Annotated in this window: 22 protein-coding genes; 6 read left to right on the top strand and 16 right to left on the bottom strand. The window is 67.2% G+C overall.

Going from position 1 to position 22,873, the window contains the following annotated elements:
* Positions 1 to 39: 39 nt before the first annotated feature.
* Positions 40 to 618, bottom strand: coding sequence for a methylated-DNA--[protein]-cysteine S-methyltransferase (locus CH42_RS14120; protein WP_053353844.1), 579 nt, complete (start codon positions 616 to 618; stop codon positions 40 to 42).
* On the bottom strand, positions 615 to 2,198 hold the full coding sequence (locus tag CH42_RS14115; RefSeq protein WP_204374553.1) for a DNA-3-methyladenine glycosylase 2 family protein: 1,584 nt from the start codon (positions 2,196 to 2,198) through the stop codon (positions 615 to 617). The genes CH42_RS14120 and CH42_RS14115 overlap by 4 nt, the downstream gene beginning before the upstream one ends.
* Positions 2,199 to 2,320: 122 nt before the next feature.
* Here CH42_RS14115 and CH42_RS14110 point away from each other — a divergent pair, with 122 nt between their 5' ends.
* The 3 genes from CH42_RS14110 (at position 2,321) to solA (ending at position 5,487) form a co-directional block, all read left to right on the top strand.
* Positions 2,321 to 2,866 (top strand): TetR/AcrR family transcriptional regulator, encoded by a 546-nt coding sequence (locus CH42_RS14110; protein WP_053353842.1) that lies wholly within the window; start codon positions 2,321 to 2,323, stop codon positions 2,864 to 2,866.
* A gap of 185 nt (positions 2,867 to 3,051) precedes the next feature.
* Entirely contained in the window at positions 3,052 to 4,200 is a 1,149-nt protein-coding gene (locus CH42_RS14105) for a tyramine oxidase subunit B (protein WP_075205403.1), read from the top strand.
* Between the two features lie 102 nt (positions 4,201 to 4,302).
* Positions 4,303 to 5,487, top strand: a complete 1,185-nt coding sequence (gene solA, locus CH42_RS14100; RefSeq protein WP_053353841.1) for an N-methyl-L-tryptophan oxidase — start codon at positions 4,303 to 4,305, stop codon at positions 5,485 to 5,487.
* Positions 5,488 to 5,757: 270 nt separating this feature from the next.
* Here solA and CH42_RS14095 read toward each other — a convergent pair whose 3' ends face one another.
* The 14 genes from CH42_RS14095 to CH42_RS14030 form a co-directional block, all read right to left on the bottom strand.
* The gene (locus CH42_RS14095; protein WP_162231094.1) at positions 5,758 to 6,192 is read right to left on the bottom strand and encodes a RidA family protein; all 435 of its coding nucleotides are present in this window, start codon (positions 6,190 to 6,192) and stop codon (positions 5,758 to 5,760) included.
* An 81-nt stretch (positions 6,193 to 6,273) separates the two neighbouring features.
* Entirely contained in the window at positions 6,274 to 7,020 is a 747-nt protein-coding gene (locus tag CH42_RS14090; RefSeq protein WP_053353839.1) for an HpcH/HpaI aldolase family protein, read from the bottom strand.
* A 50-nt stretch (positions 7,021 to 7,070) separates the two neighbouring features.
* Positions 7,071 to 7,862, bottom strand: coding sequence for a carbon-nitrogen hydrolase family protein (locus tag CH42_RS14085; protein WP_053353838.1), 792 nt, complete (start codon positions 7,860 to 7,862; stop codon positions 7,071 to 7,073).
* 156 nt (positions 7,863 to 8,018) lie between these two features.
* Positions 8,019 to 8,909, bottom strand: coding sequence for a LysR family transcriptional regulator (locus CH42_RS14080; protein WP_053353837.1), 891 nt, complete (start codon positions 8,907 to 8,909; stop codon positions 8,019 to 8,021).
* 2 nt (positions 8,910 to 8,911) lie between these two features.
* Complete coding sequence (locus tag CH42_RS14075) at positions 8,912 to 10,597, bottom strand: ABC transporter ATP-binding protein (RefSeq protein ID WP_053353836.1); 1,686 nt, start codon at positions 10,595 to 10,597, stop codon at positions 8,912 to 8,914.
* Positions 10,594 to 11,439 (bottom strand): ABC transporter permease, encoded by an 846-nt coding sequence (locus tag CH42_RS14070; RefSeq protein WP_053353835.1) that lies wholly within the window; start codon positions 11,437 to 11,439, stop codon positions 10,594 to 10,596. Before CH42_RS14070 ends, CH42_RS14075 begins: the two co-directional genes overlap by 4 nt.
* Positions 11,436 to 12,389: an ABC transporter permease gene (locus CH42_RS14065; protein ID WP_075205402.1), complete on the bottom strand. Its 954-nt coding sequence runs from the start codon at positions 12,387 to 12,389 to the stop codon at positions 11,436 to 11,438. The genes CH42_RS14070 and CH42_RS14065 overlap by 4 nt, the downstream gene beginning before the upstream one ends.
* A gap of 27 nt (positions 12,390 to 12,416) precedes the next feature.
* Positions 12,417 to 13,982 carry an ABC transporter substrate-binding protein gene (locus CH42_RS14060; RefSeq protein ID WP_053353834.1) on the bottom strand — a complete coding sequence of 522 codons (1,566 nt, stop codon included), beginning with the start codon at positions 13,980 to 13,982 and terminating at the stop codon, positions 12,417 to 12,419.
* Positions 13,983 to 14,348: 366 nt separating this feature from the next.
* Complete coding sequence (locus CH42_RS14055; RefSeq protein WP_075205405.1) at positions 14,349 to 15,227, bottom strand: carbon-nitrogen hydrolase family protein; 879 nt, start codon at positions 15,225 to 15,227, stop codon at positions 14,349 to 14,351.
* Complete coding sequence (locus tag CH42_RS14050; RefSeq protein WP_053353832.1) at positions 15,224 to 16,045, bottom strand: creatininase family protein; 822 nt, start codon at positions 16,043 to 16,045, stop codon at positions 15,224 to 15,226. The genes CH42_RS14055 and CH42_RS14050 overlap by 4 nt, the downstream gene beginning before the upstream one ends.
* 321 nt (positions 16,046 to 16,366) lie before the next feature.
* Positions 16,367 to 17,149, bottom strand: coding sequence for an ABC transporter permease (locus CH42_RS14045; RefSeq protein WP_053353831.1), 783 nt, complete (start codon positions 17,147 to 17,149; stop codon positions 16,367 to 16,369).
* 6 nt (positions 17,150 to 17,155) lie between these two features.
* The gene (locus CH42_RS14040) at positions 17,156 to 18,061 is read right to left on the bottom strand and encodes an ABC transporter permease (RefSeq protein ID WP_082309467.1); all 906 of its coding nucleotides are present in this window, start codon (positions 18,059 to 18,061) and stop codon (positions 17,156 to 17,158) included.
* Between the two features lie 10 nt (positions 18,062 to 18,071).
* Positions 18,072 to 19,172, bottom strand: coding sequence for an ABC transporter ATP-binding protein (locus tag CH42_RS14035; protein WP_053353830.1), 1,101 nt, complete (start codon positions 19,170 to 19,172; stop codon positions 18,072 to 18,074).
* A 2-nt stretch (positions 19,173 to 19,174) separates the two neighbouring features.
* On the bottom strand, positions 19,175 to 20,242 hold the full coding sequence (locus tag CH42_RS14030) for an extracellular solute-binding protein (RefSeq protein ID WP_053353829.1): 1,068 nt from the start codon (positions 20,240 to 20,242) through the stop codon (positions 19,175 to 19,177).
* Positions 20,243 to 20,605: 363 nt separating this feature from the next.
* On the opposite strand from CH42_RS14030, the gene CH42_RS14025 reads away from it, so the two are divergent.
* Genes CH42_RS14025 through CH42_RS14015 form a run of 3 tightly spaced genes read left to right on the top strand, consistent with a single transcriptional unit; the run spans position 20,606 to position 22,790 of the window.
* Positions 20,606 to 21,247: an RraA family protein gene (locus tag CH42_RS14025; protein WP_053353881.1), complete on the top strand. Its 642-nt coding sequence runs from the start codon at positions 20,606 to 20,608 to the stop codon at positions 21,245 to 21,247.
* Complete coding sequence (locus CH42_RS14020) at positions 21,247 to 22,050, top strand: carbon-nitrogen hydrolase family protein (protein WP_053353828.1); 804 nt, start codon at positions 21,247 to 21,249, stop codon at positions 22,048 to 22,050. The genes CH42_RS14025 and CH42_RS14020 overlap by 1 nt, the downstream gene beginning before the upstream one ends.
* A 14-nt stretch (positions 22,051 to 22,064) precedes the next feature.
* Positions 22,065 to 22,790 carry a GntR family transcriptional regulator gene (locus CH42_RS14015; RefSeq protein WP_053353827.1) on the top strand — a complete coding sequence of 242 codons (726 nt, stop codon included), beginning with the start codon at positions 22,065 to 22,067 and terminating at the stop codon, positions 22,788 to 22,790.
* Positions 22,791 to 22,873: the final 83 nt, after the last annotated feature.

Genomic DNA, 22,873 nt, shown 5'->3' with positions numbered 1-22,873 from the left:
CATCCTCGCTCCCGACGACATCGCGACGGACGATCGTCGCTAGGCGCGCGAACCGCTCGTTGCGAGTCCGACGAGGTCAGGCTGCCAGGCGCCTTCGTGCTGCAGCAGACGTTCTTTGATCTCGGTTCCGAAGAGGTATCCGCCGAGCCCACCATCTCGCCGAATAATGCGATGACACGGCACGATCAGTGCCACGAGGTTACTCGCGCAGCCCGAGGCCGCGGCGCGCACGGCAGACGGGCGACCCGCGATCGACGCCAGCTCCGTGTAGGTGACGGCCTCACCGGGCGCCACCCCTCTCAGCGCGCGCCAAACCTCGCCGCGAAACGGGGTTTCAGGTTGACGCACCGCGAGCGCGTCGATCGCCCGCAGGTCGCCAGCGGCGTAGGCATGTAGCGCCCGTGCGATCGGGTGTTCATCATCGCGCGATGCGGCGATCCCGCCCGCCACCGCATCAGGGTCGAGGTGCCCGAGCCGTTTGGCCAGCGAGCGCGCCTCGGGGTCGTTCTCGGTCGCGAATCCGGCCGCGAGCACGGCGCCGTCGAGGGGCGACCAGATCGCGTGGAACGGGGCTCCGACCACGTCGACGACGGTTCGGCGAAGGGGTGTGGTGGTCATGCGAGGTCCTTTCGCGCGGTCGATTCCAAGAAGTCTGCCCAGAGGTGCTGCGTCGCGTACCCGCGATAGGGGCGCCAGGGCTCGGCGATCCGCTCGGCTTCGCGGGGTGCCGGATCACCGAGCGCCCGTCGCAGAATCAGGTCGCCCGCAGGGTACGCGTCGGGGTCGCCGAGTGCTCGCATCGTGATGATCTCGACCGTCCACGGCCCGATTCCGGGGAGTGCCGCGAGTTCGCGTCGGGCGGCCTCCCGATCGGCGCCGGCGCCGAGGTCGAGCCCTCCGTCGATCGCGGTCGCCAGCGCGCGCAGTGTTGCGGCGCGCCGGTTCGTCAGGCCGAGCGTCTCCCGCAAGGTCTCCGCCGATTCCGCGGCGATCGCGGCGACGTCAAGGGCGCCGTGGAATCCTGGCGCTGCGGCGGTGCCGGTGAGCGGCGTCGCGAAGCGGGCGGCCAGTCGGCCCTGCACGGTGCGTGCGGCGGCGAGTGAGATCTGCTGACCGAGCACCGTGCCGAGTGCGGTTTCGTGAGGCGATCGCGCGGCCGGCAGTCTGAGTCCGGGCCGCGCGGCGATCAGCGGGGCAAGGCGGGGCTCTGCTGCGAACGCCTCGGCGATCTGCCCGGGATCAGCATCGAGGTCGAGCATGCGGCGCACGATCGCGATCGCGGGCATCACGTCTGCGAGGCGAGGCAGCGTCAGCGTGACGGGAATAGCCACGGTGCCCGCACGACCGGGTTCGACGGCAGGCGATTCGACGACGCTCGTGACGAGCGGCCAGTGCACGCGCACGACGGCCGTGCCGCCGGGCACGTCGAGTGCGTGCTCCGTCGACCCGTCGGGCTCGATGCGGTCTCGGCCAGGAATCGCATGGGCGACGAGCGAGGCGCGAAGCGCACGAGGTTCGTACGGCGCGCGCGTGCGCAGCTGCAGCGCGAGCGCCGGGCGCTCGTCAGACGTCGGCTCTGCGGAGGGCGACGTCACGCTGCGGTCGACGCGGCGCGACAACTGCGATGGGGCGATCCCGAATTCCTCTCGCATCACGTCGCCGAACTGTCGCACACTACCGAACCCTGCAGCGAAGGCGATATCGGTGAGCGACAGGTCGGTCTGGTCGATGAGCGCTCGGGCGGCGTGCGCGCGACGAGTGCGCGCGAGTTGCAATGGGCCGGCGCCGATCTCATCGACCAGCATGCGACGCAGGTGCCGCTCGCTCACCGCGAGTTCGCGGGCCAGGCCGGTGACGCCGACGGCGTCGATGGCGCCCTCTCGAATGCGGCGCACCGCCCGCGCGACGAGATCGCCCCGCGCGTCCCAGTCGCGAGTGCCCGGTACCGCCTCGGGGCGGCAGCGCTTGCACGCGCGGAACCCCGCGGCCACGCAGGCCGCGGCGCTCGGAAAGAACCGGCAGTTTTCGGGCAGCGGCTTCCGCGCGGGGCACGAGGGGCGGCAGTAGATACCGGTGCTCGTGACCCCGAGATACACCCGGCCGTCCCATCGCGCGTCTCGCCCCGATGCCGCCCGGTAGCAGGCATCGAAGTCGAGCGGCAGCGGGCGGGCGTCGCGGTCGGCGGGTGCGGGGTTCACGTGATCCATTCTCGCGATGCCGGATCACCAGTGCACGCGGAAATCGGACATCGCGGTGCGTACACGCCGACCCGCGAGCCGCGCGCACGAGTCGCCGTGGGGAAGCCGATACCCTCGACACCATGACTGACCTCTCGGGCCGCGAAGCGCTGCTGCGCGCCACCGTCGTCGTCGTGGCCGCCGGCGGGCTGCGCGCACTCACCTATCGCGCCGTCGCTGCCGAAGCGGGGGTCTCGCACGGCCTCGTGCGACACCACTTCGGCACACGTGACCAACTCGTGGCCGAGGCCATGGAGTTCGCAATCGATGAGAGTTTGCGAGGCTCGAACATGGTCGGTGCCGGGCTCACCGTCGACACCTTTGCCGCCGGCATCGAGTCGTTGGCCGACCGCGAGAGCGGCGTGCAGGCCTTCCAGTACGAGCTGCTGCTCGAGTCGCGTCGGCGCCCCGAGCTGCGGCCCCTCGCCGAACGCCACTATCGTGCGTACCGCGAGGCGATCGGGCAACAGCTCGCGCGCCTCGGCGTCGACGATGCCGCACTCACCGAGCTGATCTGGTTCGCGCTCGACGGCATCGTCTTCAAGCAGCTCGTGCTCCCCGAAGCCGTCGAGCCCGCGCTCGGCCGCATCCGCATGCTTGTCGCTGCCGCCGCGCGGCCGCAGGGGTAGCTCCTCGCCCGACTGCGGTTCTCGCGTCGCACGCTCCTCGTCCCGCTGCGCTGCGCAACCTGCGCCGCGCCGTTTGCTGTGCGCATCGCGTCACTCGTGCGCACTTGACTATCCAAATGGATAGTTCTAGGCTAACGCTACCCGCCGCACCGTCGCCGGAACCGCTTTCGAAGGGACACACCGCCGTGCCAGAATCTGCACCCACCGCACCCGATACGCGCATCGACTTCCTGTACCTCAACGAGGCCGACATGATCCGCGCCGGTGTCACCGACATGGCCGCGTGCGTCGACACGATGTCAGACATGCTCGGCCTCTTCGCTGAGGGCGACTACCGCATGGCCGGCACCGAGAACAATTCACACGGTGCTCAGATCTTCTTCCCCGAAACCGAGACGTTTCCGGGCATGCCCGTCGATGGGCCCGATCGCCGATTCATGGCCATGCCCGCGTACCTCGGCGGCGACTACCAGGCGGCCGGGTGCAAGTGGTACGGCTCCAATGTGGCGAACAAGGAGCGCGGCCTGCCGCGCTCGATCCTCATGTTCACCCTCAGCGACAAAGACACGGGCGCCCCGCTCGCGATCATGTCGGCGAACCTACTCAGTGCCTACCGCACCGGTGCGATCCCGGGCGTCGGCGCCCGGGAGCTCGCCCGTGCAGACGCCCGAGTCGTCGGCATCGTCGGCCCCGGCCCCATGAACCGCACCTCGCTCGAATCGTTCATGGCAGTGCGCCCCGACATCGACACCGTACGCGTCTTCGGCCGCAGCCAGAGCGGAGTCGACACGTTCAACTCGTGGGCGTCCGAGAAGTTTCCGCGGCTCACCCTCGAACAGGTCGACAGCTTCGAGGGCGCCGTGCGCGACTGCGACATCGTCAGCATCGCCGTGCCCAGCCAGTCGGGCTCGGAGCACTACCCGCTCGTGCGCGACGAATGGGTGAAGCCGGGCGCGTTCATCTGCTGCTCCGCCCACCTCGCCGTCGAGGAGCCGCTCGTGCAGCGTTCCCGCCATGTCGTCGACGCGCGCAAAATCTACCAGGCGTGGGCCGAAGAACTCCCCGAGCCCGCGCACGAGATCGTCGGCATCTGGGGCATCAGCCTCGTCGACCGCGTGCGCGACGGGCGCATGACCCCGGAGCAGTTCGAAGACGTGGGAGAGATCATTCGCGGCATCACGCCGGGCCGCCAGTCGGATGACGAGATCTTCATCTACTCGGTCGGCGGCATGCCGGTCGAAGACGTGGCGTGGGCGACGCAGGTGTATCGCAACGCCCTGCGCGACGGCATCGGCACGCAGCTGAACCTCTGGGACGCGCCCGCGCTCGCGTAGGCGACGCCACTGCACGTGACGCGATCCCGCACCCGAGCGGACCGACCGAACCCGAACCCGCAACCTCACCGCACCGCACCGACCACCCGAGAAAGAAGACTGATGGAACTGCAGCACACCGACGTGATCGTCATCGGCGCCGGCACCGTGGGCTCGATGGCCCTGTGGCAGCTGAGCAAGCGCGAGGGCCTGAAGGTCGTCGGCATCGAGCAGTATGGGCGCGTGCACCCGCACGGATCGTACGTGGGCGAGTCGCGCGTCTTCCGCACCGCCGTGCACGAGGGCGGCACGTACGTGCGCATGATTCAGCGGTCACGCGATCTCTGGCGCGAACTCGAGCGCGAATCGGGTCGCGATATCTACGCCGAGGTCGGCTGCCTGAGCATCGCCCCCGAGGGGTTCCCCGACCTCGACACCGCGATCAGCACCGTGCGTGAGTTCGGGATCCCCCACCGCCTGCTCAGCACCGAGGAGTTGCGGGCGGAATACCCGCAGCACCGTATCAACGACGGCGATGTGGCCCTGCTCGACGAGCACGGCGGCGGGCTGCGCCCCGAGGTCGCCGTGATGAGCGCGCTCGACCTCGCTGAGGCGAACGGCGCCGAACTCCATTTCAACACCCCGGTGCTCGAAATCGAGGAGCGCGGCGACGGCGTGGTGGTGCGCACCCCGCAGGGCGCGTGGCTCGCCCGGTCGGTCGTGGTCGCCTCGGGATCGTGGTCGACCCGCCTCTCCCCCGAGCTGCACGACCTGTTGCGCCTCCAAGTGCTGGGGCTCACCTGGTTCATGCCGAAGCATCCCGAGCAGTTCGTGCCGTCGCGCTTCCCCGCGTTCTTGCGCGACGTCGGCCCGATCCACTTCTTCGGCGCCCCCAGCTTCGACGGGTACTCGTTCAAGGCGTGCACGAACCCGGAGTGGCCCGTGTTCCGCGACGTCGACGAGGTTCCCGCGTCGCACACGCGCGCCGAACTCATCAAGATCGGGCAACGCGCCGCCGAGCTGTTCCCCGACATCAACCCGGAGCCCGTGCGCCAGAGCGTGCACCACTGCGCCTACACGCCGGATCGCCTGCCCGTCGTCGACCGCAGCGCCAGCGGGCGGGTCGTCACCGTGACCGGGCTCTCGGGGCACGGCTTCAAGTTCTCGCCGCAGCTCGGCGAATGGGCGGCGCAGCTGGCCGCTGGCGACGACCTCGACGCGGTCACCGGTTGGGACCCGCGCTTCGCGCTCCCCGCACACCTCGAGCGCCTCGCCGTGACCGGCGCCTACACCGGCGGCGGGCACTAGGGGCGGGGCCACCGGCCCGCGCCGCGCCGCTTGCTGCCGCGCCCCGCCACACCGCACCCCGCTACGCCGTGCTGCCCTGCCGCGCCCTCCTGCTCGCGAGCGCACCCCTTTTGTGCGAGTGCACCGCTGCGAAACGTGTGCGCTCGCACAAAAGGGGTGCACTCGAGGAAGAACGCGGGGTTGGGAGCGACGCGGGGTTGGGAGCGACGCGGGGTTGGGAGCGACGCGGGGTTGGGAGCGACGCGGGGTTGAGGGCCCGCAAGGTCAGCGTCAGCGCGCGGGCAGCGCGACCCACCCCTCGATTTCGACGAGCAGGTGCGGCTGCGCGAGCCCCGCGACGATCGCGAGCGAGTGCCCCGGCAGGTCGCCCGAAGGAAACCACTCCGCGAAGATCGCGTTGCGCGCCGCCGCGTACTCGGGCATGCGCTCGGCGCCGACCACGAACGACATGAGCCGCACGATCGACTGCGGCGTGCCACCAGCCGCCGCGATGAGCGCCTCGACGTTGCGCAGCGTGTTGCGGGTCTGCGCAGCGATGTCGTCGGGCACGGCACCGTCGCCGTCGGCGCCGACCTGCCCCGAGATGAACACCCACTCCGCGGGCCCCGAGACCGAGGCGAGGTGCGAGTAGGCGCCGACGGGCGCCGCGATGCCCTCGGGCGAATAGCGCCGGATCACCGGACCGGGCTGAGCTGATTCATTCACGGTGGCATCCTCCAGACAACAACAACAACAACGCACCGGGCCCGACTCCGCACGCAGCGGTGGCCGGGCCCGGTGCACGGATCACTTCGCGGCGGCGACGATGCCGTCCATGAGGGTGCGAGCGCTGCCGTAGCCCTCGGCGATGGCGTTGTGCTGCATGGTGAGCAGCACGTAGTCGGCGCCCTCGGCGGCGGCGAATTCTTTCTCGACGGTGGTCCAGGCGGGCAGCACCCACGGCTTGTTGTTGGCGCGCGCCGCGGCGACCACCTTGCGGAAGTCGTCGAAGTCGGCCTCGGTCTGGCGGTACACGCCGCGTCCGCGCATCAGCGACAGATCGCCGGGGCCGATGAAGATGCCGTCGACGGTGGGCAGCGCCGCGATCGCCTCGATGTCGCGCAACGCACCCGGATCCTCCACCATCGGGAAGATCTTGATGTCGCGATCTTGCGCGGCGACCCACTCGTCGTCGTATCCGGAGTAGTTCATGGTGCGGCCGCCCGCGAGGCTGCGGGTGCCGAGCGGCGGGAACTTCGCGAAGTCGGTGACCTTCTTCGCGTGCTCGAGCCCCTCGATGTGGGGAATGATGACCCCGTCTGAGCCGAAGTCAAGTGCCTGCTGGATCGCCCCGCGCTCGGGCACGAGCACCTTCGAGAGCACTTCCAAGCCGAGACCCTTCAGCACCGGAATGAAGCGTTCGAGAATGGAGAGGTCGAATGCACCGTGCTCGACATCGAGCACGACGAAGTCGTAGCCGAGATTCGCGACGATTTCAGCGATGGCGACGCTGGAGTCTGAGAGCCAGGCGCCCTGCTTGAGTTGCTGGGACATGAGTGGTGTTCCTTTCAGGAGTTGCGGAGAAGAGCTGAGAAGAGCCGAGGTCAGGAGGCGATCGTGAACCGGCGGTTCGCGAGCGAGGGGTTGGTCTGTCGCACCTCGGAGATGCGGTCGGGCAAGATCGCCGCCGTCGCGACACCGTTGCGCTCCCCCAGCTCGCCAAGCACGAGGCCCATGGGGTCGATAATCAGGCTGCCGCCGACACCCAACGACGGACCCTGCGACACCGCGGCGACGTAGAACGTGTTCTCGATCGCGCGGGCGCGGGCGAGCGTCTGCCAGTGGTCTTCCTTGCGCGGCCCGGGCACCCAGGCGGCGGGGTACACGAGCACGTCGACGCCGGCATCGGCGTGCTGGCGCGCCGCCTCGGGGAAGCGCAGGTCGTAGCAGGTCAGCATGCCGACCTTCACCCCGGCGATGTCGAACGTGATGGCACCGTCGAGGGAGCCCGGGCAGATGTTGTCGGACTCCTTGAAGCCGAACGCGTCGTACAGGTGGGCCTTGTGGTAGACCGCGACGAGACCGTCTTCGGGAGTCAGCACGACGAGCGAGTTGTAGGCGCGAGTCTCGCCCGGGATCTCTTCGAGGATGCCCGCGACGATCGAGACGCCGGTGCGCTCGGCGATCTGCTCGAGCCCGGTGACGAACGGCCCGTCGAGGGGCTGCGCCTGGGTGAGCACCTCAGGGGTAAGTGCGGTGACGCCGATCATCGCGAACTCGGGGAACACGGCGAGGTCGGCCCCTTCGGCGGCGGCGATCTCGGTGACTCGACCGATTTCAGCGAGGTTCGCCGCGACGTCCTCGGTCGAGACGATCTGGCAGATGGAGAGTTTCATGGGGGTCCTTCCGGGTGTTCCTGTGATGAGAAATGGGGGTTCGTGGGGCAGTTTTTGGGTGTGTTCGACCGCGCTCCGTGCGAGCGGTCGTCGGCGAGGTGCCGGGATACGGTCGCAGCGGAGTGGAGGGTGCGGGATCGCGGGGCCTGGTGCGCCTCACCCGCCCGTCGTGCACTCGGCGATGCAGTGGTCGACGAAGGCCCGGCCCACCGAGTCGAGACGCCTCGGGTACCAGGAGATCGTCGCCGTCATGCTCGCGCTCGGGTTGACGAGCTTGTGATAGCTGACCCCGTTCGGTCGCAGATGTGCGAACGATTGCGGAGCAAACGAGACCCCCATGCCGGCTGAGACGAGCCCGGCGTGGTCGAGGTAGGATCCGAAAGCTTCAACACTGTTCGGCGAGAAGCCCGCACTCATGCAGGCCGAGACGACGGAGTCGAAGCCCATCCGGTTCGCCGCACGAATGCCCTGGATGAACCGCTCGTCGCGCAGCTCGGCGAAGCTCACCTCGTCTTGCCCCTCAAGCCGGTGACCGCTGGGCAGGCAGACCATGTAATCGTCGCTGAAAAGGTCAACCGTCGACAAGTCTTTCAGGGTGGGCCGCGTCAGCAGCACGGCGACGTCGACGCTGCCCTGCTCGAGCTCTTCGATGAGCGTGCCCGTCGCGATGCTGCGCAGACTCACCTCGGCCTCGGGAAAGCGCTCTTGGAAGGTGCGCACGGCCCGTGCCGGCGAGGCGAAGAGCATCGCCGGCACGATGCCGATGCGTACGCGCCCGAACTGGGCGTCGCGTGCATCGGAGAGTAGTTGCGAGACCTCGCGCATCGAGTCGAGCACGTTGCGGCAGCGGAAGTAGAACTCGCGCCCCGCCTCGGTCGTCGTGATCGGCCGCGTGGTGCGGTCGATCAGCTGCACGCCGACGTCTTTCTCGAGCCGCGCGATCTGCTGCGACAGCGCCGGCTGCGTGATGAAGAGCTCGTCCGCGGCCTGGCGAAAGCCGCCTGCGTCGACCAGTGCGACGAAGGCTTCCAGGCGTCGGGTCTCCATGATCAGGCCTGCTTCGCTGCCAGTCGGATCGCCCGGCGCTCGCGCTGCACCTCGGGGTCGGGCACGGGAGCGGCTGCGATGAGGCGCCGCGTGTACTCGTCCTGAGGGTGGTGCAGCACCTGCTCGGTCGGCCCCTGTTCGACGACGTCGCCGTGCCGCAGCACGACCACGCGGTTCGACAGGGTCTCGACCACCGAGAGGTCGTGGCTGATGAACAGGCACGAGAACCCGAGTTCGCGCTGCAGGCCGAGGAAGAGGTCGAGCACCTGCGCCTGCACCGAGACGTCGAGCGCCGAGGTGGGCTCGTCGGCGATCATCAGCACCGGGTTCGTCGCGATCGCTCGCGCGATGCCGATGCGCTGCCGCTGACCTCCTGAGAGTTCATGCGGATACCGGTCGACCCAGTCGGGGTTGAGCTGCACCTGCTCGAGCAGTTCTTTCGCGCGAGTACGGCGCTTGCGACCGTCGCGCATGATGCCCTGCCACAGCAGCGGGTCGCTGATCGCCTGCCCGATGGTGCGCCGCGGATTCAGCGATGAGGCCGGATCCTGGAACACCATCGTGACGTGCTTGCGCAGCTGCTTCATGGCTGCGCCACCGCGGCCGGCGATGCGCTCGCCCTCGACTTCGAGCGTGCCCTCGGACACGGGGAGCAGGCCGATCGCGGCTTTGCCGATGGTCGACTTGCCCGATCCCGATTCACCGACGAGACCCACGATCTCGCCCTTCGCGACCTGCAGGTCGATACCGTTGATCGCTTGGAAACCGGGGCGACGCCAGCGACCCGGGTAGCGGATGACCGCTTGGTCGAGTTCGAGCACGACCTCCGGGAGCACGTTGAGCGCGGTGACGCCGTCGATGCGGAGCTTGTTGCCCGAGGAGTCCAAGAAGTCTTTCGCCTTGCCGAGGTGCGGCACCGCGGCAAGCAACTGCTGCGTGTACGGCTGCTGCGGGTTCGCGAAGAGCTGGCGCGACGGCGCGGCTTCGACGACCTCGCCGTCTTTCATCACGACCACGTCATCGGCGACGTCGGCGACGACCCCCATGTCGTGCGTGATGATCAGCACGCCCATGCCGAGCCGCTCCTGCAGCTCCGCGATGAGGTCGAGAATCTCAGCCTGCACGGTGACGTCGAGTGCCGTCGTGGGCTCGTCGGCGATGAGCAGCTCGGGCTCGCTCGAGATCGCCATCGCGATCATCGCGCGCTGTCGCTGGCCACCCGAGAGCTGGTGGGGGTAGTCGTCGACCTTCTGCTCGGGATTCGGCATGTGCACGTCGCGCAGCAGCTGAATGGCTCGCTCGCGCGCCTCGGCCTTCGTGAGATCGCGGTGGCTCGACAGCGCCGCGATGAGCTGGTCACCCACCGTGTAGACCGGGTTCATCGCCGTCATGGGCTCCTGGAAGATCGTCGCGATGCGCGATCCACGCAGCTTGCGCAGCGCCTTGTCCGAGAACGCGGTGACGTCGACGCCGTCGAACCAGATGGTTCCGGTGCGCCGCGTGTTCGGCGGGAGCAGGTCGAGAATCGACATGGACGTGACCGACTTGCCCGATCCCGACTCACCGACCAGTGCGAGGGTCTTGCCCTTCTGCAGCTCGAACGAGACTTCGCGTGTCACCGCTCGCCACCCGTCGGGAGTCTGAAACTCGACGGAGAGACGGTCAATCTTGAGGAGTGGAGTACTCATGATCGCTTCTTCGCTTTCGGATCGAGGAGATCGCGGAGGGCGTCGCCGAGGATGCCGAACGCGAGAATGGTGAGCACGACGACGATGCCGGGCACGAGCAACGCGTGCGGGTCGGTCGTCAGGTACCGCTGCCCCTGGGCCACCATCGAACCCCACGAGGGCGTGGGCGGCACGACGCCGAGCCCGAGGTAACTGAGGCCCGATTCGAGCAGGATCGCCGCGGCCATCGTGAGCGAGAACTGCACGATGATGGGCGCCGAGACATTCGGCAGCACGGTGCGGAACATGACCACGATCGTCGGCGCACCGAAGGTCTTCGCGGCGTCCACGTACTCTTCGCGCTTCACCGACAGCACCTGGCCGTAGGTGATTCTCGCGAAGATCGGGGCGAAGAGCACACCGATCGCGATGATCAGTGTCACCGCTCCGGGCCCGTAGAGGGTGACCGCGAGCAGCGCCAGAATGATCGGCGGGAACGCGAGCACCACGTCGACGATGAGGCGCATGGTGATGAACTCCGTGAGCCCGTTGAAGTACGCGCCCAGCAAACCGAGCAACGTGCCGAGGCCCGTCGCGAGCAGCGTCGCCCCCAGGGCGATGAAGAGCTCGATCTGGGCGCCGTACATGACGCGCGACAGGATGTCGCGGCCGAGCTCATCGGTGCCGAGCAGGTGGCCCTCCGAGAACGGGGGCTTCAGTCGCAGCGCGACGTTCTGCGCGATCGGGTCGTAGGGTGCGAGTACCGGGGCGAGGAACATCACGACGAGAATGACGACGATGTACACGGCCATGATGACGCGCAGGGGCGTGATCGCCTGACGCAGGCGGGGACTGAGTTTCATGACCGCCTCACTCGGGGATCGAGAATGCCGTAGATCACATCGACGACGATGTTGATCAGAATGAACATGAGCGCGATGACGATGACGATGCCCTGCACCACGGGATAGTCGCGGTTGGTGACGCCGTCGACCAGCAGGCTCGACATGCCGGGGTAGTTAAAGACTCGCTCGACCAGCACGGTCGAGCCGAGCAGGGTGCCGAAGCCGATGCCGATGACCGTGACCACCGGGGTCAGGGAGTTGCGCAGCACGTGCTTGCGGAACACCGTGAACGGGGCCAGGCCGATCGACTTCGCGGTGCGCACCCAGTCCTGGCCCTGCACCTCGAGCACCGCCGACCGTGTCATTCGGGCGATCTGGGCTGAGAAGCCGACGGCGAGCGATATCGCCGGCAGCATCAGGGACCAGATGGCGCCCAGCGGATCCTTCGCGAAATCGACGTAGCCGCCCGCGGGGAACCACTTCAGTGAGATCGAGAACAGCAGGATCAGCACAGCGCCGAACACGAATACCGGGAGCGCGACGCCGATCGAGCTGAGGGCGGTGACCAGGGTGTCGACCCAGCCGCCCTTGCGGGCGGCCAGGGCACCGAGGGTGATGCCGAACACGACCGAGATGAGCGTCGCGAAGCCGACAAGCAGGAGGGTGCGGGGCAGTCGGGCCCCGATGGCCTCGAGCACCGGCTGGGACGTCTTGAACGAGTTGCCGAGGTCACCGGTGAACACGCCGCCGAGGAAGTGCAGGTACTGCACAAACAGCGGCTGGTTCAGACCCAGCTGTTCGCGGACCCGGTCGACGGCTTCCGGCGTGGGGGCGCCCCCATCGCCGACGCTGAGGAGCAGCACGGCCGGGTCGCCCGGCACGAAATGCAGCGCTGAGAAGATGAGCGTGAGTACGAGGAGCACGAGGCCCACGCCCATCGCCAGGCGCTTCGCAATGAATGCAAGCACGATGTGATGTCTTCCTGAATCGGGTGGTTACTTCATCGAGGTGTTCGCCAGCATGTAGCCGCTGTAGAACGTGAGGGTGCCCGGCAGGTTCGAGAAGCCCTGCACCTGATCGTTGTAGCCGTAGGCCTGAGCGCGAGTGTTCAGCGACGCGAACGGCACGTCTTCGGCCCAGATCTTGCCGATCTGCTGATAGATGTCGTGCTTCGCTGCATCATCGGTCGCCTGCAGGCCCTGACCGATGAGATCGGCGATCTCGTCGTTCTTGTAGCCCCAGCTCACGTTGTAGGTGCGATCGTCGGTGACCCAGTTGATGAGGTACGACGGGTCGGCGACGGCGCCGCTGTCACCGGAGACGGCGATGTCGTACTTGCCCTCGTTACCCTGGGAGACGCGGGTCGACCAGTCGGGGGCGTCGAGCGTGACGTCGATGCCGATCGCCTTCAGATCCTCCTGCACCGACAGCGCATTGTCTTGCAGGAACGTGTACTGCGACGTCGACAGGAGCGTGGCGGGGAAGCCATCGGGGTAGCCGGCCTCTGCGAGCAGCGACTTCGCCTTCTCGGGGTCGTAGCTCCAGAGGTTCGCGAGATCCTCATCGTATGCCGGGTCGGTCTCAGGGATCGACAGGCCGTTGAGCGCCGTGCCGTTGCTCTGGAATGCGGCGAGCACCGAGTTGTCGCGGTTCAGGGCGTACGCGACGGCCTGGCGCACCTTCGGATCGGCGAACGGGCCGTCTTCGACATTGAACTGCACGTACTGGAACGGTCCGTTGACCTGGTCGACGGTGAAACCGGCGTCGGCGACACGGTCGAAGTTCTCCCACGTCACGTAGTCGATGAGGTCGACGTCGCCCGACAGCAGGGCGTTCGTGCGCGCCTCGCCATCGGCGTAGAACTTCACATCGATCTCGTCGAGCGCGATGTTGTCGGCGTCGTAGTAGCCGTCGTTCTTCTCCATCGTGAGGCCGATGCCCTGATCGAGGTTCGTCATCTCCCAGGGGCCCGCGCCGACCCAGTTGGCGGTGTCGGCGTTGAGCGATGCATCGGGCACGATGCCCGCGTAGGGCAGCGCGAGGTACTGCAGGAACGCGTTGTTCGGCTGCGAGAGCTTCACCGTGACCTCGGAGGCGCCGTCGCTCTCGATGCTGTCGATGTCTGCGAGCAGCGCCGCGAGCTGCGAGCCGTTCGCCGGGTCGCGGTAGTAGTCGAGCGTGTTCTTGACGTTGTCGGCGGTGAGCGCGCTGTCGTCGCTGAACGTGAGATCGGGGTGCAGTGTGAAGACGTACGTGCGGTCGTCGGGGGTGTCAATCTTCTCGGCGAGGGCCGGAACCGCCTGGCCATCGGCGTCGAAACTCGTGAGGCCGCGATGCACCATGGTGAGGAGCTGATTCACCGCGGTGCCCTGCGAGGCGCCGGTAATGGGCTGCGCCGGATCGGCCGACAGACCGAACGTCAGCACCTGCTCGGCAGAGCCGTCGCCGCTGGAATCACCGGAAGAGGAGCCGCTGCAAGCGGTGAGCGCGAGCGCCGCGACGGCGCCGAGCGAGAGAACCGAAAGCCAGGGCTTCAGGCGCTGCGGGCGTGAGGAGGACATCGGGTATTCCCTTCGTTGGGTGACCGACCTCGTGGCGCGACTGATGGTCTCTGCATGGCGAGGAGTCTCAACGCTGAGAGCTCGGTCGTCGTGCCAGTCGAGGGTGCTGGGTGAACAGGTGAAGTGTTCAACGCCCAATCTAGGAGCCGTCAACATAGGCTGCAAGTAAGAATTGGGTAACGAGAATAACGCCCAACTTATACTGCGCGAAACCGCAGATCAGGCGCATGAAATGCGTCGATTTCAGTGCGTTCTCCATGCAGAACGCCTCCGATTCCGCGCGTGTTGCTCAGAATCGGAGGCGTTACCGGTGACGTCATCGGTGGCGAATCACCCGCCCATGCAGCGGGTCCGAGAGTCAGCGAGTCAGTCGGCCGGCGGCAGCGGGTGCACGCGGGCCTCGACGGCGACGCGACGGTTGCGCAGCGATGGCAGCGTACTGCGCACCGCGGCGATGCGCTCGGGCTCGACGGTCGCCGTGATGAGAGCGAGCTCCTGCTCGCCCGCATCGCCGAGCTGCAGACCGAGCGGGTCGAAGATGACGCTGCGCCCCACCGACTTCACACTGACCTCATCGGACGCGAAGACGTACGCAGTGTTCTCGATCGCTCGAGCGCGCAGTAGCGCGAGCCAGTGATCCTCTTTGACGACCCCGCGCGCCCAGGCCGCGCTGATGGCCAGCACCTCGGCACCCTGATCGATGAGCAGGCGGAAGAGTTCGGGGAAACGCAGGTCGTAACAGATCGCGAACCCGACCCTCACGCCGTCGATGTCGAGCACCGGTGGCAACGCGTCGCCCGGGGTGATCGAGTCGGACTCTTTGACCGCGAAGGCGTCATACAGGTGAATCTTCTCGTATTCGGCGACGATCTCACCGCGGTCGGCGAGCAGCAGGATATTGAGGGCGCGATCCGCATCGGCCACCCCCGGAACCCGTTTCGACATGCCCGCTGCGATGAACAGCCCGTGCTCCCGCGACAGGCGAAGCACCTCGGTCGCGAAGGGGCCATCAAGATCTTCGGCTGCTGCGACGCCTTCGGCGACCGACGCCGTGACGCGGTGGTACATCGCCATCTCGGGGAGAATCAGCACGCGCGACCCTGCGGCTGCGGCGCGCGCTGCGAGCTCGCGGACCGCCGCGAGGTTCGCCGCCTTGTCTTCGATCGCGGGGAACTGCCCGACGCTGATCTGCAGGCTCGCGCGGGCCGGTTGCTCTGCGCGTCTTCCGGTGTCGACGCCGCTCATGCGCGCGCCCAATCGGCGTTCACCGTGTTGCGTTCGAACTCTTGCACGAAGCCGAGGCAGACGTCGTGCGCGACCCGTTTGATCCACTCGGCGCCGATCTCGGCCGAGCCGAGGCGCGGGTCGCCGGTGACACCCGACGGGCTGACGTCCGAGAAGTCCCAGTACAGCGTGCCCGACTCGGCGGTGCCGGGAATCGCGCCCTCCGAGTAGTTCGTCGGGGTCCATCCTTCGAACGGCACGAGGCCGCCATCGGCGATGAGCTGCGACTGCACGAGCTCAGGGAACATCGCGAGCATCGCGCTGTGCTCGGGCTCCGAGCCGTGGCCATAGGCGGTGGCCGGATCCTCATAGAGATCACGCATCACCCGGTAGCCGATGCCCCACGGGTACACACTGCCCACGAGCACGCCGTACTTCTTGCGCAGGCGATCCGCCGCGTGCGCAGCCGACGCCTGGTTGCCGCCGTTGTTGTTGACGATGACAATTCGGCGGAAGCCGTGCTTCACGAGACTGTCCATCACCTCGAACAGCACCGCCTGCAGGGTCTCAAACGAGAGGTTGAGCGTGCCCGCGAACCCGTCGAAGATCGGCGAGTGCCCGTAGCTCAGCGTCGGCGCGACGAGCACCGGGGTGTCGATGTGCTGCGAGATGTATTCGGCGACCCACTCGGCGGTGATCGCGTCTTCGTTCAGCGGCAGGTGCGCGCCGTGCTGCTCGATGGCACCGGAGGGAATGAGCACAATCGGATTCTGGGCCGCGGCGTCGCGCGCCTCCGTCCAGCTGAGTTCCCCGAGTCGGTGTGTTCTGAAGTGCCCCATGTGCTCGCCTCTCCGTTGATGTGCGTGCTTTTCACCATAACTTTGCGCACAGTTCGGGGCACGGAGTATAAGGCGGTGTGATATTCGAGACGCGAGGCTTATCGCACGCCGGGCGAATATCACGCGGGTGGGGTGGCGGGGCCCCGGGCACCGCACCACCCCGCCCCGCCCCCGCAGTCCTCACCCTCCTTCCCGCTTCTCATACCCGTCGAGCGCACCCCTTTCGCTCGAGTGCACCCTCTCAATAGGTGTGCGCTCGAGCGAAAGAGGTGCGCTCGGGGAAGGGCGGGCGCGGCGGCGGGCGCGACGCCACGGGGAGCCCTACGAGTTCACCACCTTTCGCAGGCCGACGGCGCGCTCGATCACGAGCACGATCACGACCGAGAGGGCGATGAGGATCACCGACAGTGCGGCGAGGCCCGGGTCCGAGCGGTACTGCAGGTAGCGGAACATCTCCACCGGCAGCGTCGTGTGCCCGGAGCCGGCGACGAAGAGCGAGATCACGGCCTCATCGAACGAGATGATGAACGCCATCACCCCGCCGGCGAGGATGCCCGGTGCGATGATCGGCAGCGTCACGCGACGGAACGTGGTGAACGAGTTCGCCCCGTGCACCCGAGCCGCCTCCTCGCAGCGCATGTCACTCGTGACCAGGCTCGAGAGCGTCGTGCGAATCACGTACGGCACGGTCACCCCGAAGTGCGCGAGCACGATGCCGGGGTAGGTGCCGACGAGCCCGACGGGCTGGAACACCAGCAGCAGGCCGAGACCGAGCACGACGCCCGGCACGAGCAGCGGAGACAGGAAGAACCCCGACACCGCGGCCTTGCCCGGAAACTCGTAGCGCGCGATCGCGAGTGCGACCGGCACTCCCAGCACGAGCACGACGACCGCCGTCACCACGGCGGTGACCAGGCTGACCCGCGCACCGTCCATCAGGTCGGTGTTTTGCAGAATGCTCTCGTACCACTGGAACGACGGCGCCCCGATCTCGATCGCGAGACTCTTGGAGTCGTTGAATGAGATCAGCACGACGGCGATGATCGGTGCGAGCAGAAAGAGGTAGACGATCGTCACGACGATCCGGTTCAGAATTTTCGCCATGGCGCATCACCCTTCGAATCGCTTGATCAGGCGCTGGTACACGGCGACAATCGCGCCGAACACCACGAGCAGAATGACCGACAGCGCCGACGCGAGCGGCCAGTTGAGCGTCTGTGTCGCCTCGCTGTAGACCTCGGTCGCGAGGATGAACACGCGGCCGCCGCCCAACAGCTTCGGCGTCACGAACGAGCTCACCGCGAGCACGAACACGAGCAGGAACCCCGTGAAGACGCCGGGCAGTGAGAGCGGCAGCGTGACCCGGAAGAACACTTTCGCCTTCGACGCACCGAGCGATCCCGCAGCCTCTTCGAGCGAGGCGTTGATGCGCCCGAAGCCCGAGATCATTGCGAGAATCGCGTACGGCATCAGGATCTCGACGAGCGCGATCGCCGTACCCAGGAAGTTGTTGCTCAGCCGCAGCGGGGCCGTGATCAGCCCGAAGTTCTGCAGCGCTGCGTTGATCACCCCCTGGTCACCGAGCAGCGCCATCCACCCGAACGTACGAGCAACCGCCGAGGTGAGCAGCGGCGCGATGGCGAGCGCCATCAGCACCCCCTTCCACTTCGACGTCGTGCGCGTCAAGAAAAGCGCGATCGGGTACGAGAGCACCACGGCGCCGAGCCCGCAGACGAGACCGAGCAGCAGCGTGTTGCCGATCACCTTCCAGTAGAAGGGGTCGGAGAGCGCGTCGCCGTACGAGGCGGCGGTGAGCGTCTCGATGAGTTGCCCACCCGAACCGTTCTCGTTCAGCGACATGCGGATCATCACGAAGAGCGGCAGCAGGAAGCTGACGAACAGGCCGATGATGCCCGGGATCACCAGCCCGTAGGCCGACCACCGCGAGCGGTTGCGAGCCCGGTTCGACTTCATGCCGATGCTGATGAACTCCGTGTTGGTGTGCGTGGCCGTCATAGCGTCCCCCTCACCCTTCCGGCACGAGGTGCGCGTCGCTCGGTTCGAACGACACGTACGCCTCGTCCCCGATCCGCAGCTCGTCGTGGGCCGTGCTCAGCTTGTCGGCGCGCATGACCTGGCCGCTGTCGAGGTGCAGGTCATAACTGCGCACGTTGCCGGTGTAGCTCGACGCCACGACGCGGGCCCGCGCGGTGGGCAGCGATCCAGCCTGCGCGTCACTCGCCGCGACCGACACCCGGTGCGGCCGCACCACGAGCGAGGCCGCTCCGTCGATGCCCGGCGCACCGGCCACTGCAAAGCTCCCGAACAGTTCCGACTGCACCTGGTACGCGCCACCCGAGCTGCCCGATATCGACCCCACGTCGAGAAAGTTCGCCTTGCCGACGAAGTTCGCCACGAACTTCGTCGCGGGGCTCTCGTAGATGGCTGTCGGCCGGTCGTACTGCTCGATGACGCCGTTGTTGAGAATCGCGATGCGATCCGCCATGTCAAGCGCCTCGTCTTGATCGTGCGTGACGAACAGCGTCGTCGTGCCCGACTCCTGCTGGATGCCGCGAATCTCGCGCCGCATCGCCTCGCGCAGCTTCGCGTCGAGGTTCGAGAGCGGCTCGTCGAGCAGCAGCAGCGTCGGGTGGATCACGAGGGCGCGTGCGAGCGCGACGCGCTGCTGCTGACCGCCCGAGAGCTCAGCCGGCTTGCGCGCTTTCAAGTGCCCAAGTTGCACCTTTTCAAGCGCCTCCTCGGTGCGCGGGCCGATCTGCGCACGCGGCACCTTGTGCATCTGCAGGCCGAACGCGACGTTCTCCTGCACCGTGAGGTGCGGAAAGAGCGCGTACGACTGGAACACCATGCCCATGCCGCGCTTGTGCACCGGGGTCGACACGACATCCTTGCCGTTCACGAAGATCTGCCCCGACGTCGGTTCGAGCAGACCGGCGACCATGCGCAGCGTCGTCGTCTTGCCGCACCCCGAGGGGCCCAGCAGGGCAACGAGGTCGCCCTGCTGCACATCGAGGTTCACGTCGTTGACCGCGGGCGCGGTCGTCTTCGGGTAAGTCTTCTGCAGGTTGCGGATCGACAGGTACTCGGGGTCGAGCTGCTCCGTCATGCTCAGCCTCCGATCACGCTGCGTCGCCACTGCTCGGTCCAGGCGTCGCGCTGGTCGGCGAGCCAGATCCAGTCGATGTCGACGATGTTCGGGTCGGCGGAATCGGCGACGCGATCCTTCACGGCTTCGGGGATCTCAGCATCAGACACCACCGGTGCGTAGAACAGCGCTTCGGCGAACGACTCCTGCGCCTCCTTCGAGAGCGCGTAGTCCATGAACTGCTGCGCGGCTTCGGTCTTTTCGGTGCCCTCGACGAGGTTGATGGTGTTGATCTGGAAGCCGATGCCGTCATCGGGCTGCACGACGCCCATCGCGCCGTCTGAGTCATCGGCGAAGTACTGGGCGCGGGCGTTCCAGCCGACGCCGTACTGCGATGTGCCGGAGATCACGGGCTGGTAGACGTCGGGCACGGGCTCCCACGTGTTCACGAGCGGGGCGAGCTCGGCGAGCTTCTTGATCGCGGGCTCGATCGTGTCTTTGTAGTCGACGCCGAGGTTGTTCGCCGTCAAGGCGGTGAGCGTGTGGCCCTGAATGTCCGGCGGAGCCGGGATCGACACCGAGTTCTCGGGGGCATCCCACAGGTCGGCGATGCCCTTCGGCGGGGTCTTCACCGCTTCGGTGTTGTAGAGCACGACGAGGTTGTCGAACGTGACTGCGGGGCCGAAGCCGTCGGCGTTCTGCCCGAGCTCGACGACGTTCGCCAGGTTCGGCACGTCGGCCTCGCTCACCTTCGCGAACAGCCCCTCCTGGTTCCCGGTGTGCGCCACCGAGGCGTCCATGATCGCGAGGTCGACCGTGGGGCTCGACGCTTCGCTGCGCAGCTTGCCGAGCATCTCTGCGCTGTTCTGCGCGGGCACGAAGTTCACGACCACATCGTCTTGCGACGCGTTGAACTTGTCGACGACCGCGGCGGTGTACTGATCGTCGAAGAGCGCGGCGTAGCCGAGCACGTTCACCTCGACGGCGTCGGGGTTCGACGAGCCCGAGCCGCCCGAGGCGCCACTGCACGCAGAGAGCGCGAGGGCGGAAATCATCACGGCGGACACGCCGATCTTGGTCTTCACTGACATGGTGCTTCTCCTTTGAAGTTCACTCACACCCATGTCAACGAGCCTGGTCGAGAGCGACGATACGGGGCGGTTCGGGATCGCGCAAGGGTCGATTTCAGAAATGTTACTTTGGCCCACTCACGCTCTTGAAAGCCATTTACACCCACCTGATCTGCACTTTTATCAATCGTTTTCGAAGGCGGGGTTTCTTTTCCGAAGTTTCGTTGCTACGGTGCATGGCACGTGTATACAACACGTACACAATCCGTGCGATGAGCCTGGTCCGCCCTGCACGATCCACTCGAAGATCCACACATTGAGGTGTGCGACTCCTCGCGGAAGCCGCCACCGGAAAGGCACGACGCCGTGTTCGAATTCCTCCCCATGCCCACCCAGATCTCCGAGGAGCGCCGCAAGTCGCTCCTCACCGTGCAAACGTCAACACTCGGTCACCTGCGCGATTTCGGGTTCGTGCGCGGTCTCACCCCGAACCGCCGCCCGATCCAGTTCGCCGGCACCGCGGTCACCGTGCGTCTCCCCCACATGGACTCCACCGCGCTGCACGTCGCCGCCGATCATCTGCGCCCCGGCGACGTACTCGTCGTCGAGCAGTCGGGTGACGACCGCTCCAGCTTCGGCGGCATGGTCGCGTTCACCTCCAAGACGCGCGGCGCCGAAGGCGTCATCCTCTCGGGCGCGATGAACGACTTCGACGAGGTGCTCGAACTCGGGCTCCCCGTCTACTCGCGCGGCGTCTCGGCACGCACCACCCGCATCCTCGGCATCGAGGGCGCGATCAACGTGCCGATCACCGTCGGCGGCGTCGTCATCACGCCTGGCGACGCGATTTTCGCCGACTCCGACGGCATCGCCGTGCTCACCGAAGCCGAGATCGATGACGTCGTCGCCGATCTGCGCGGCAAGGAGGGCGCCGAGCCCGCCAAAAAGGATGAGATCGTCGCCGGCAAGAAGCTCTCCGAGTGGAGCGGCGCCGCGAAGTACTTCGAGACGAGCGGGGCCGCCTGATGAGCGAGTTCCGCCTCACCGTCGCCCAGTTCGCCGCGACCCCCGACATCGAGCGCAACCGCGCGCTCGCCGTCTCGCTCATCGAGCAGGCCGGGCCGACCTCCGACCTCGTCGTGATCCCCGAGAACGCCATGTACTCGGACTCGGCGAAAGAGTTTCCAGGTCAGACCCACTCCGAAGCGCTCGACGGCCCCTTCTTGACCGCGCTGCAGGGAGCGGCTGAGCGATCCGGCACCCACGTCGTCGCCGGATTCACCGAAACCAACGAGGGTGCGCACCCGTACAACACCCTCGTGCACATCGACCCGTCGGGTGCTCTCGCGGGCTACTACCGCAAGATCCACCTGTACGACGCATTCGGCTACCGCGAATCGGACTCAGTGACCGCGGCCGCAGCCGCCGAACCGCTCACCTTCGAGGTCAACGGCATCACCGTCGGCGCGGCCACCTGCTACGACCTCCGGTTCCCCGAGATCGCGCGCTGGCTCGTCGACCACGGTGCGGATGTCATCGTGTACCCGGCCGCCTGGGCCGTCGGGCCAATGAAGGAGTTCCACTGGGAATCCCTGCTGCGGGCGCGAGCGATCGAGAACACGACGTACATCGCCGCCGCAGGGCAGACCGGGCCCCACTGCACCGGGCAGAGCCAGGTCATCGATCCGCTCGGGATCACCCGGGCCTCGGTGGGCGAAGAGGCCGATGCGTTCGCCACCGCGGTCGTCAGCTCCGAACGCATCGCACAGGTCCGCACCACCAATCCGTGCTTAGATAATCGACGCTTCGACGTCAGCCCCCGGGCCTGAGCTACGATCAACCCATGCAGCAGATCCCGGATGTTTCTCACGCCCGGTTCGGCGGCTGGTCGGCGAAGACGCCGCTGCCGCCGGGCGTGCGTCCGCCCGGGGTCAAAGCCGCAGACTACGCCTACGGGTATCTGAAGAACCTCATCATCACCCTGGTGCTGGCCCCGCAATCGGTCATCACCGAGAACGAGGTCGCCGTGGCGACGGGCGTCTCCCGGACTCCGGTCCGGGAGGCGTTCTCCCGTCTCCAGTCCGAACAGCTCCTCACCCTGATCCCCCACCGCGGCGCGGTCGTGCCCGAGATCACGCTGCGCGCGATCCAGGAGCAGGCCCAGACCCGCGTTGTGCTCGAGGGGTACGGCGTGCAGTGGGTCTGCGAGCACCGAGTGCCGATCGTGGATCGCCTCAACCGTTTGATCGACGAGCAGCAGGCAATCTACGACGATGACCCCGAGCGCGTCGTCGATATGGTCATCACCGACAAAGAATTCCACTGGACCCTCGTACAAGCCACCGGCAACACCGAGTTCGCACAGCTCTACAACTCCATCCACGACCGGCAGCTGCGCATCGGCATCGCGATGTTCTCGGCCGTGCCGTCGCGCCGCTGCACGGCGATCGAGCAGCACCGCGAGATCGCGCGCGCCGTCGAACAGTTCGACCTTACGACCGCGCGCTCGCTGCTCGAGTCGCACCTCGTGGGCAGCCTCGGCGAGATCTCGCAGATCTTCAGGAACTAGGGGTTGGGGGTCTCGGGGCTCGGGGCTCGGCGGGCCTCCTGCTTCTCCCTCGAGCGCACCACTATTGCGCGAGAGCACCGGTC

This window comes from Leucobacter musarum subsp. musarum, assembly GCF_001273845.1.
GTDB classification, from domain to species: domain Bacteria; phylum Actinomycetota; class Actinomycetes; order Actinomycetales; family Microbacteriaceae; genus Leucobacter; species Leucobacter musarum.
This window is presented reverse-complemented; position numbering and strand designations above follow the sequence as displayed.

Coding starts and splice junctions, on each gene's coding strand:
- CH42_RS14060 (WP_053353834.1), bottom strand. CDS start 13,982: ATGTCCTCCTCACGCCCGCAGCGCCTGAAGCCCTGGCTTTCGGTTCTC.
- CH42_RS14080 (WP_053353837.1), bottom strand. CDS start 8,909: ATGGAGACCCGACGCCTGGAAGCCTTCGTCGCACTGGTCGACGCAGGC.
- CH42_RS14070 (WP_053353835.1), bottom strand. CDS start 11,439: ATGAAACTCAGTCCCCGCCTGCGTCAGGCGATCACGCCCCTGCGCGTC.
- CH42_RS14120 (WP_053353844.1), bottom strand. CDS start 618: ATGACCACCACACCCCTTCGCCGAACCGTCGTCGACGTGGTCGGAGCC.
- CH42_RS14045 (WP_053353831.1), bottom strand. CDS start 17,149: ATGGCGAAAATTCTGAACCGGATCGTCGTGACGATCGTCTACCTCTTT.
- CH42_RS14030 (WP_053353829.1), bottom strand. CDS start 20,242: ATGTCAGTGAAGACCAAGATCGGCGTGTCCGCCGTGATGATTTCCGCC.
- CH42_RS14035 (WP_053353830.1), bottom strand. CDS start 19,172: ATGACGGAGCAGCTCGACCCCGAGTACCTGTCGATCCGCAACCTGCAG.
- CH42_RS14025 (WP_053353881.1), top strand. CDS start 20,606: ATGCCCACCCAGATCTCCGAGGAGCGCCGCAAGTCGCTCCTCACCGTG.
- CH42_RS14015 (WP_053353827.1), top strand. CDS start 22,065: ATGCAGCAGATCCCGGATGTTTCTCACGCCCGGTTCGGCGGCTGGTCG.
- CH42_RS14075 (WP_053353836.1), bottom strand. CDS start 10,597: ATGAGTACTCCACTCCTCAAGATTGACCGTCTCTCCGTCGAGTTTCAG.
- CH42_RS14090 (WP_053353839.1), bottom strand. CDS start 7,020: ATGTCCCAGCAACTCAAGCAGGGCGCCTGGCTCTCAGACTCCAGCGTC.
- CH42_RS14040 (WP_082309467.1), bottom strand. CDS start 18,061: ATGACGGCCACGCACACCAACACGGAGTTCATCAGCATCGGCATGAAG.
- CH42_RS14020 (WP_053353828.1), top strand. CDS start 21,247: ATGAGCGAGTTCCGCCTCACCGTCGCCCAGTTCGCCGCGACCCCCGAC.
- CH42_RS14085 (WP_053353838.1), bottom strand. CDS start 7,862: ATGAAACTCTCCATCTGCCAGATCGTCTCGACCGAGGACGTCGCGGCG.
- solA (WP_053353841.1), top strand. CDS start 4,303: ATGGAACTGCAGCACACCGACGTGATCGTCATCGGCGCCGGCACCGTG.
- CH42_RS14050 (WP_053353832.1), bottom strand. CDS start 16,045: ATGGGGCACTTCAGAACACACCGACTCGGGGAACTCAGCTGGACGGAG.
- CH42_RS14110 (WP_053353842.1), top strand. CDS start 2,321: ATGACTGACCTCTCGGGCCGCGAAGCGCTGCTGCGCGCCACCGTCGTC.
- CH42_RS14055 (WP_075205405.1), bottom strand. CDS start 15,227: ATGAGCGGCGTCGACACCGGAAGACGCGCAGAGCAACCGGCCCGCGCG.